Consider the following 8,565-nt stretch of genomic DNA (forward strand, 5'->3'; position numbering starts at 1 on the left):
CGATGAGCACTCGATGAGTACGCGATGAGTACGCCCATGAAGTAGCGACGGTCCGGCGTAACCCGGACCTAAAAGGAGCGAAGTGGCTAAGGTCCGGGTATATGAACTCGCCAAGGAGTTCGGAGTGGAGAGCAAGGTCGTCATGGCCAAGCTCCAAGAACTCGGTGAATTCGTCCGTTCGGCGTCCTCGACGATCGAGGCGCCGGTTGTACGCAAGTTGACTGACGCACTGCAGGGGCCCGGCGGCAACGCCGGCAAGTCCGCTGCGAAGCCCGGCGCGCCCCGCAAGGCCGCGCCCGGGAAGCCCGCGGCGCCCTCCCCGGCCGCCGCGGCACGTCCCGCTGCCCCGAAGCCCGGCGCACCGGCTCCCAAGCCGGCCGCTGCCGAGGCTCCGGCCCCCAGCGCCCCGGTGACTCCGGCCGCATCCGGCCCGCGTCCCGGCCCCAAGGCTCCGGCCGCCCCGAAGCCCGCTCCGGCGGCGCCCGTGGCGACCGAGTTCTCCGCGCCTCCGGCGGCGGCTCCGGCCGCCCCGGCGCGCACCGAGCGTCCCGCCGCGGCCCCCGGCCCCCGTCCGGCGCAGCAGCGTCCGGCGGCCCAGGGTGGCCAGGCCGGCGCCCGTCCCGGCGCCCCGCGTCCCGCGGGCACCACTCCCGGTGCTCCGGCGCAGCGCCCCGCGGGCCCCGGCGGCTCGCAGGCCCCGCGTCCGCAGGGTGCCCGTCCGGCGGGTCCCCGTCCGGGCAACAACCCCTTCACCTCTGGTGGCTCCACCGGCATGGCGCGCCCGCAGGCGCCCCGTCCGGCCGGCGCTCCCCGTCCCGGTGCCCCCGGCGCCGGCGGCGGCCAGGGTGCTCCCCGCCCGCAGGGCGGCCCCGGCGGCGCTCCGCGCCCGCAGGGCGCAGGCCGTCCCACCCCGGGCGGCATGCCCCGTCCGCAGGGCGGCGCCCCGCGTCCCGGTGGTGCCCCCGGCGGTAACCGTCCCAACCCGGGCATGATGCCGCAGCGTCCCGCTGCCGGCGGTCCCGGTCCCCGTCCCGGCGGCGGCCCCGGCCGCGGTCCCGGTACGGGCGGCGCGGGTCGTCCCGGCGGTGCCGGTCGTCCCGCGGGCGGCGGCTTCGCCGGTCGTCCGGCCGGTCCGGGCTCGCGTCCCGGTGGCGGCGGCGGCTTCGGCGGTCCCCGTCCCGGTGGCGGCGGCTTCGGCGGCGGTCCGGCCGGTGCCGGTGGCGGCGGTCGTCCCGGCTTCGGCGGTCGTCCCGGCGGTCCCGGTGCCCGTGGTGGCACGCAGGGTGCCTTCGGCCGTCCCGGTGGTCCGGCGCGTCGTGGTCGCAAGTCCAAGCGCCAGCGTCGCCAGGAATACGAGGCCATGCAGGCCCCGTCGGTCGGCGGCGTCATGCTGCCGCGTGGTCACGGCGAGACCGTTCGCCTGTCGCGCGGTGCGTCCCTCACCGACTTCGCGGAGAAGATCAACGCCAACCCGGCGTCGCTCGTCGCCGTGATGATGAACCTCGGCGAGATGGTCACTGCCACGCAGTCCGTCTCCGACGAGACCCTCGAAATGCTGGCCGGCGAGATGAACTACGTCGTTCAGATCGTCAGCCCGGAGGAAGAGGACCGCGAGCTCCTTGAGGGCTTCGACATCGAGTTCGGCGAGGACGAGGGCGGCGAGGAATTCCTCATGCCGCGTCCGCCGGTCGTGACCGTCATGGGTCACGTCGACCACGGTAAGACCCGACTGCTCGACGCCATCCGCAAGACGAACGTCGTCGCGGGCGAGGCCGGCGGCATCACGCAGCACATCGGTGCCTACCAGGTCGGTACCGAGGTCAACGGTGAAGAGCGCAAGATCACCTTCATCGACACCCCGGGCCACGAGGCGTTCACCGCCATGCGTGCCCGCGGTGCCAAGTCGACCGACATCGCGATCCTCGTGGTCGCGGCCAACGACGGCGTCATGCCGCAGACGATCGAGGCGCTCAACCACGCCCAGGCCGCCGGCGTCCCGATCGTCGTCGCGGTCAACAAGATCGACGTCGAGGGTGCCGACCCGGTCAAGGTGCGCGGTCAGCTCACCGAGTTCGGTCTGGTCGCCGAGGAGTACGGCGGCGACACGATGTTCGTCGACATCTCCGCCAAGCAGGGTCTGCACATCGACTCGCTGCTGGAGGCCGTCGTCCTCACCGCCGACGCCTCGCTCGACCTGCGCGCCAACCCGGAGCAGGACGCTCAGGGTATTGCGATCGAGTCCCACCTCGACCGCGGCCGCGGTGCCGTCGCCACCGTCCTCGTCCAGCGCGGTACCCTCCGCGTCGGCGACACGATGGTCGTGGGCGACGCCTACGGCCGAGTGCGCGCCATGCTCGACGACAAGGGCAACAACGTCGAGCAAGCGGGTCCCGCGACCCCCGTCCTGGTCCTGGGTCTCACCAACGTCCCCGGCGCCGGCGACAACTTCCTCGTCGTGGACGAGGACCGTACGGCCCGTCAGATCGCCGAGAAGCGTGCTGCGCGAGAGCGCAACGCCAACTTCGCCAAGCGCGTCCGCCGGGTGTCCCTGGAAGACCTCGACTCGGTCCTCAAGGCCGGTCTCGTCCAGGAACTCAACCTCATCATCAAGGGCGACGCGTCCGGTGCGGTCGAGGCCCTTGAGTCCTCGCTGCTCCAGCTCGACGTCGGCGAAGAGGTCGACATCCGCGTCCTGCACCGCGGTGTGGGTGCGGTCACCGAGTCCGACATCAACCTGGCGATGGGCTCCGACGCCATCGTCATCGGCTACAACGTCCGTGCGGCCGGCCGTGCCGCGCAGATGGCGGAGCGCGAGGGTGTCGACGTCCGCTACTACTCGGTGATCTACCAGGCCATCGAGGAGATCGAGGCGGCCCTCAAGGGTCTCCTCAAGCCGGAGTACGAAGAGGTCGAGCTCGGTACGGCGGAGGTCCGCGAGGTCTTCCGCTCGTCGAAGCTGGGCAACATCGCCGGTGTCCTCATCCGGTCCGGCGAGGTCAAGCGCAACACCAAGGCGCGGCTCCTGCGCGATGGCAAGGTCATCGCCGAGAGCCTCACCATCTCGGGTCTGCGCCGCTTCAAGGACGACGTCACCGAGATCCGCGAAGGCTTCGAGGGCGGTATCAACCTCGGAAACTTCAACGACATCAAGATCGACGACGTCATCGCGACGTACGAGATGCGCGAGAAGCCGCGCGCGTAAGCGCGAGGCGGTTCGCACCGTGTCGTAACGCGTGGCACCGGGGCCGGTCGGCGGAATATCCGTCGATCGGCCCCGGCCGTTGCGTGTACGGTTCTGGTGACCCGGCCGCACGGCGGCGGGGTAATCCTGCCGGGCGAGGGCCCGGCGGGCCACCGAACCCGCACCGGCGGGACATCCGGAACTGCATGTACGTGGGGACTCTGTCCTTCGATCTGCTCCTCGGCGACGTCCACTCGCTGAAGGAGAAACGCTCCGTCGTCCGGCCCATCGTGGCCGAGCTCCAACGCAAGTTCTCGGTGAGCGCGGCCGAGGTGGGCGACCAGGACCTGCATCGCAGGGCCCGTATAGGGGTCGCCCTGGTGAGTGGGGACGCGGGGTTCCTCTCGGACGTACTGGACCGCTGCGAGCGGCTGGTCGCGGCGCGTCCGGAAGTGGAGCTGCTGTCCGTACGACGGCGCTTCCACGGTGATGAAGACTGATTGCTTGTCTGCAAGAAAAGAAGGAGACGGACCAGTGGCCGACAATGCGCGGGCGAAGAAGCTGGCGGACCTCATCCGGGAGGTGGTGGCCGAGAAGCTGCTGCGCGGTGTCAAGGACCCCCGCCTCGGTACGCACGTGACCATCACGGACACCCGGGTCACCGGCGATCTGCGGGAGGCCACGGTCTTCTACACGGTCTACGGCGACGACGAGGACCGGGCCAGCGCGGCAGCGGGCCTGGAGAGCGCCAAGGGCGTCCTGCGCTCCGCGGTCGGCCGGGCGGCGGCGACCAAGTTCACGCCGACCCTGACCTTCGTGGCGGACGCCCTCCCGGAGAACGCCAAGACCATCGAGGACCTCCTCGACAAGGCACGCTCCTCCGACGCCCAGGTGCGCGAGGTGTCCTCCGGCGCGAAGTACGCCGGCGACGCCGACCCGTACAAGAAGCCGGGCGAGGACGAGGACGACGAGGACGCAGCCGCGGAATGAGCACCGAAGCAGGGAAGACTCCGGACGGCCTTGTCATCGTCGACAAGCCGTCCGGCTTCACTTCGCACGACGTGGTCGCCAAGATGCGGGGGATCGCCCGGACCCGCCGCGTCGGCCACGCCGGCACCCTCGACCCGATGGCGACGGGCGTGCTGGTCCTGGGCGTCGAGAAGGCCACCAAGCTCCTCGGCCACCTCGCGCTCACGGAGAAGGAGTACCTCGGCACGATCCGCCTGGGCCAGAACACCGTGACGGACGACGCGGAGGGCGACATCACCTCCTCGGTGGACGCCGCCGCGGTCACCCGCGAGGCCGTGGACGCGGGTGTCGCCAAGCTGTCCGGCGACATCATGCAGGTCCCCTCCAAGGTCAGCGCCATCAAGATCAAGGGCGTCCGCTCCTACAAGCGGGCCCGTGACGGCGAGGAGTTCGAGATCCCGGCCCGTCCGGTGACCGTCTCGTCGTTCCAGGTGTACGACATGCGCGAGGCGGAGGCCGAGGACGGCACCAAGGTCGTCGACCTCGTGGTCTCCGTCGTCTGCTCCAGCGGTACGTACATCCGCGCCCTGGCCCGCGACCTCGGAGCCGACCTGGGCGTCGGCGGCCACCTGACCGCGCTGCGGCGCACCCGGGTGGGCCCGTACAAGATCGACCGGGCGAGGACCCTGGACCAGCTCCAGGAGGAGCTGACCGTCATGCCGATCGGCGAGGCGGCCGCCGCCGCGTTCCCGCGCTGGGACCTGGACGCCCGGAGGGCCTCGCTGCTCGCCAACGGCGTGCGCATCGAGATGCCGGACGTGTACGAGGCCGGGCGGACCGTCGCGGTCTACGGGCCGAAGGGCGATCTGCTCGGGCTCGTGGAGAGCAAGGGCGGAAAGGCGAAGTCCCTCGCGGTCTTCGTCTGACCCGGCCGGCCGGTACCGGTACCAGTAACCGCCGCCGGTACCGGTAACCGCTGCCGAGTCTCCGACGTGGAGCGGTGAGCGCCGTACTCGTACTGCCGCTCACCGCTCCACGACCCCCCTCGGGTAACTCTCTATCCACCCGGGCCCTGTTATTCACCCGTCCGAGCAGGCGCTCGGAGTGAATGGAGGGAGCGCAAGGGGGCGCTTTCGCCACACGTGCCGTCCGCACGGCGCCGGGCCCCGGATCCGGTGGCGGCCGGGCGGTGACGAAGGTGCCGGATGCCGATGCGGGGCACCGGCCGGGGGCATGGCAGTCTTAGTCCTGCAATCGGCAATCAGTACAGGGACTACACGGGTTCGGGCGAGGAGCGGTCACAGTGCAGCGCTGGCGTGGCTTGGAGGACATCCCCCAGGACTGGGGACGCAGCGTCGTCACCATCGGCTCCTACGACGGTGTGCACCGCGGTCATCAGCTGATCATCGGACGGGCCGTCGCCCGGGCGCGCGAGCTGGGCGTCCCGTCCGTCGTCGTCACCTTCGACCCGCACCCGAGCGAGGTCGTCCGGCCGGGCAGCCACCCGCCGATCCTTGCCCCGTACGACCGCCGCGCCGAACTCATGGCCGGACTGGGCGTCGACGCGCTGCTGATCCTGCCGTTCACGGCGGAGTTCTCCCAGCTCTCCCCGGCCGACTTCATCGTGAAGGTGCTCGTCGACAAGCTGAACGCGCGCGCCGTCATCGAGGGGCCGAACTTCCGCTTCGGCCACCGGGCCGCCGGGAACGTCGACTTCCTGCGCGAACTGGGGTCCACCTACGACTACGAGGTCGAGGTCGTGAACCTGGTCGTGCGGGGCGAGGCGGGCGGCGGCGTGCCGTTCTCCTCGACGCTGGCGCGCAAGCTGGTGGCCGAGGGCGACGTGGAGGGCGCGGCCGAGATCCTCGGCCGGCCGCACCGCGTCGAGGGCGTCGTGGTGCGCGGAGCGCAGCGCGGCCGCGAGCTCGGCTACCCGACGGCCAACGTCGAGACCCAGCCGCACACCGCGATCCCCGCGGACGGCGTGTACGCCGGCTGGCTGACCGCGGACGGCGAGCGGATGCCCGCGGCGATCTCGGTCGGGACGAACGTGCAGTTCGACGCGACCGAGCGGACCGTCGAGGCGTACGCGATCGACCGCATCGGACTGGACCTCTACGGCATGCACGTGGCGGTCGAGTTCCTCTCCTACGTGCGGGGCATGGCGAGGTTCGAGTCGCTGGACGGTCTGCTGGAGGCCATCGCGGACGATGTGAAGCGCGCCCGGGTGCTGACGGACGCGTACGACGCCCGACGCTGACGCGCGGCGCCGACGGGCGAGGGCCCGTACTGTTCCCGGATCCTGGATCCGGGAACAGTACGGGCCCTTCTCGTTGTCTCAGCCGAGCCGCGGGTCGCGCGGGGGCTGTCCCGGCTGCGGCGGGGCCGGCGGCTGCTGCCAGGGCTGCCCGGCCTGCGGGTAGGGCTGGCCGTAGGGCTGCTGCGGGGGCTGCGGCTGCTGGTACGGAGGCTGGCCCTGAGGCTGCGGCTGCGGCTGCCCGTACGGAGGCTGCTGCTGCGGGTGGGGCTGCGGGTGCGGGTGGGCCTGCTGGGGCTGGGCCGGGTGCGGCTGCTGGGGGGCTCCCCACTGGCCCTGCCCCTGCGGAGCCTGCTGCTGGGCTCGGATGAAGTCCTCAGCGACCAGGGCGGAGAGGTTGAAGTACGCCTCGCGCGTCTTGGGCCGCATCATGTCGAGGTCGACCTCGGCGCCCGCCGAGAGGTGCTCGTCGAACGGCACCACGACGACGCCCCGGCACCGGGTCTCGAAGTGCTGCACGATGTCCTCGATCTTGATCATCTTGCTTGTCTCGCGGACCCCGGAGATGACGGTGAGGGAGCGCGAGACGAGTTCGGAGTACCCGTGCGCGGACAGCCAGTCGAGCGTGGTGCTCGCGCTGCTCGCGCCGTCCACGGACGGTGTCGAGATGATGATCAACTGATCGGCCAGGTCCAGTACCCCGCGCATGGCGGAGTACAGCAGACCGGTGCCCGAGTCGGTGAGGACGATCGGGTACTGGCGGCCCACCGTCTCTATGACGCGCCGGTAGTCCTCGTCGTTGAACGTCGTGGAGACGGCCGGGTCCACGTCGTTGGCGATGATCTCCAGACCGGAGGGCGCCTGCGAGGTGAACCGGCGGATGTCCATGTACGAGTGCAGGTACGGGATCGCCTGGACGAGGTCCCGGATCGTGGCACCGGTCTCGCGGCGGACACGGCGGCCGAGCGTTCCGGCGTCGGGGTTCGCGTCGATGGCCAGGATCTTGTCCTGGCGCTCGGTGGCGAGCGTGGCGCCGAGCGCGGTGGTGGTCGTCGTCTTGCCGACGCCGCCCTTGAGGCTGATGACGGCGATGCGGTAGCAGGACATGACCGGGGTGCGGATCAGGGCCAGCTTGCGCTGGCGCTCCGCTTCGGCGGCCTTGCCGCCGAAGCGGAACAGGCCGCCTCCACCGGGGCCGCCGCTGCCGGCGGTCTTCGGCTTGTGCTTGTTGCGCAGCAGCCGGTCCGAGGACAGCTCCACGGCGGCGGTGTAGCCGAGCGGCGCGCCGCTGGCCGTCTGACCCGCCGCGTAACGGGGGTCGTACGGCTGCTGCCCGGGCCCGGGGGTCCACTGCGGTTGTGCCTGCGGCTGCGGCTGCGGTGGTACCTGCGGCTGCGGCTGCTCCGGCCCGGTCGGGACCCCGTAACCGGGGCCGTCGACGCCGGGCGCCGGGGCGGGCGGGGCGGGCGGGGCGCCGTAGGGGCCGGCGGCCTGCGGGGCCTGCGGCTGCGCGGGCGGGAACCCGTACCCCTGGCCGTCCTGCGGCCGCTGCGGCCCCGGTGCCGGCATCGGGGGAGCCCCCGGAGCGCCGTACGGCCGGCCGTCCTGCGCGGCCGGAGCCTGCGCCTGCGGTGCCGGGAAGCCGTGCCCGGGGGCGTCGGTGTGTGCCGGGGCGGTGCCGTACGGGTTGGCGTCCTGCGGCCGGGGTGTCGGCCCCTGTGCCTGCGACTGTGCGCTCGCTGGCGGGAAGCCGTAGCCGTCGGGCTGGGCGTCGGCGGGCGCGGGGGCGGTGCCGTGCGGGGCCTCGGCGTCCTGCGGCTGTGTGCTCGCGGGCGGGTAGCCGTAGCCGGGGGCGTCGGTCTGTGCCGGGGCGGGCGGGGTGCCGTAGGGGTTGGCGTCCTGCGGTTGGGGTGTGCGGGGGAAGCCGTAGCTGTCGGGCTCGCGTTCGGCCCGGGTCGGGGCGGTGCCGTGCGGGGCCTTGGCGTCCTGGGGCTGGGGTGTGCGCGGGGTGCCGTAGCCGTCGGGCTGGGCGTCGGCGGGCGCGGGGGCGGTGCCGTGCGGAGCCTCGGCGTCCTGCGGCTGTGTGCTCGCGGGCGGGTAGCCGTAGCCGGGGGCGTCGGTCTGTGCCGGGGCGGGCGGGGTGCCGTAGGGGTTGGCG

The 8,565-nt window shown here is 72.4% G+C and carries 6 protein-coding genes; 5 read left to right on the forward strand and 1 reads right to left on the reverse strand.

What is annotated here, in order from left to right; genetic code table 11:
• Positions 1–82 precede the first annotated feature (82 nt).
• The 5 genes from infB to ACFWUQ_RS18640 all read left to right on the forward strand — a co-directional run bounded on the left by infB (position 83) and on the right by ACFWUQ_RS18640 (position 6,410).
• Positions 83–3,202 (forward strand): translation initiation factor IF-2, encoded by a 3,120-nt coding sequence (gene infB, locus ACFWUQ_RS18620; RefSeq protein WP_384539025.1) that lies wholly within the window; start codon positions 83–85, stop codon positions 3,200–3,202.
• A gap of 185 nt (positions 3,203–3,387) precedes the next feature.
• Entirely contained in the window at positions 3,388–3,681 is a 294-nt protein-coding gene (locus ACFWUQ_RS18625) for a DUF503 domain-containing protein (protein WP_030030358.1), read from the forward strand.
• 34 nt (positions 3,682–3,715) lie between these two features.
• Positions 3,716–4,171 (forward strand): 30S ribosome-binding factor RbfA, encoded by a 456-nt coding sequence (gene rbfA / locus ACFWUQ_RS18630; protein WP_384539027.1) that lies wholly within the window; start codon positions 3,716–3,718, stop codon positions 4,169–4,171.
• Entirely contained in the window at positions 4,168–5,076 is a 909-nt protein-coding gene (gene truB, locus ACFWUQ_RS18635; protein ID WP_384539029.1) for a tRNA pseudouridine(55) synthase TruB, read from the forward strand. Before rbfA ends, truB begins: the two co-directional genes overlap by 4 nt.
• A gap of 377 nt (positions 5,077–5,453) precedes the next feature.
• Positions 5,454–6,410, forward strand: a complete 957-nt coding sequence (locus ACFWUQ_RS18640; RefSeq protein ID WP_384539031.1) for a bifunctional riboflavin kinase/FAD synthetase — start codon at positions 5,454–5,456, stop codon at positions 6,408–6,410.
• 78 nt (positions 6,411–6,488) lie between these two features.
• On the opposite strand, the gene ACFWUQ_RS18645 is transcribed toward ACFWUQ_RS18640, so the two are convergent.
• Positions 6,489–8,565: AAA family ATPase (locus ACFWUQ_RS18645; protein ID WP_384539033.1), on the reverse strand; the 2,077-nt coding region annotated here is incomplete at its 5' end.

It is taken from the genome of Streptomyces sp. NPDC058662, from assembly GCF_042716255.1.
Taxonomy (GTDB): Bacteria; Actinomycetota; Actinomycetes; order Streptomycetales; family Streptomycetaceae; genus Streptomyces.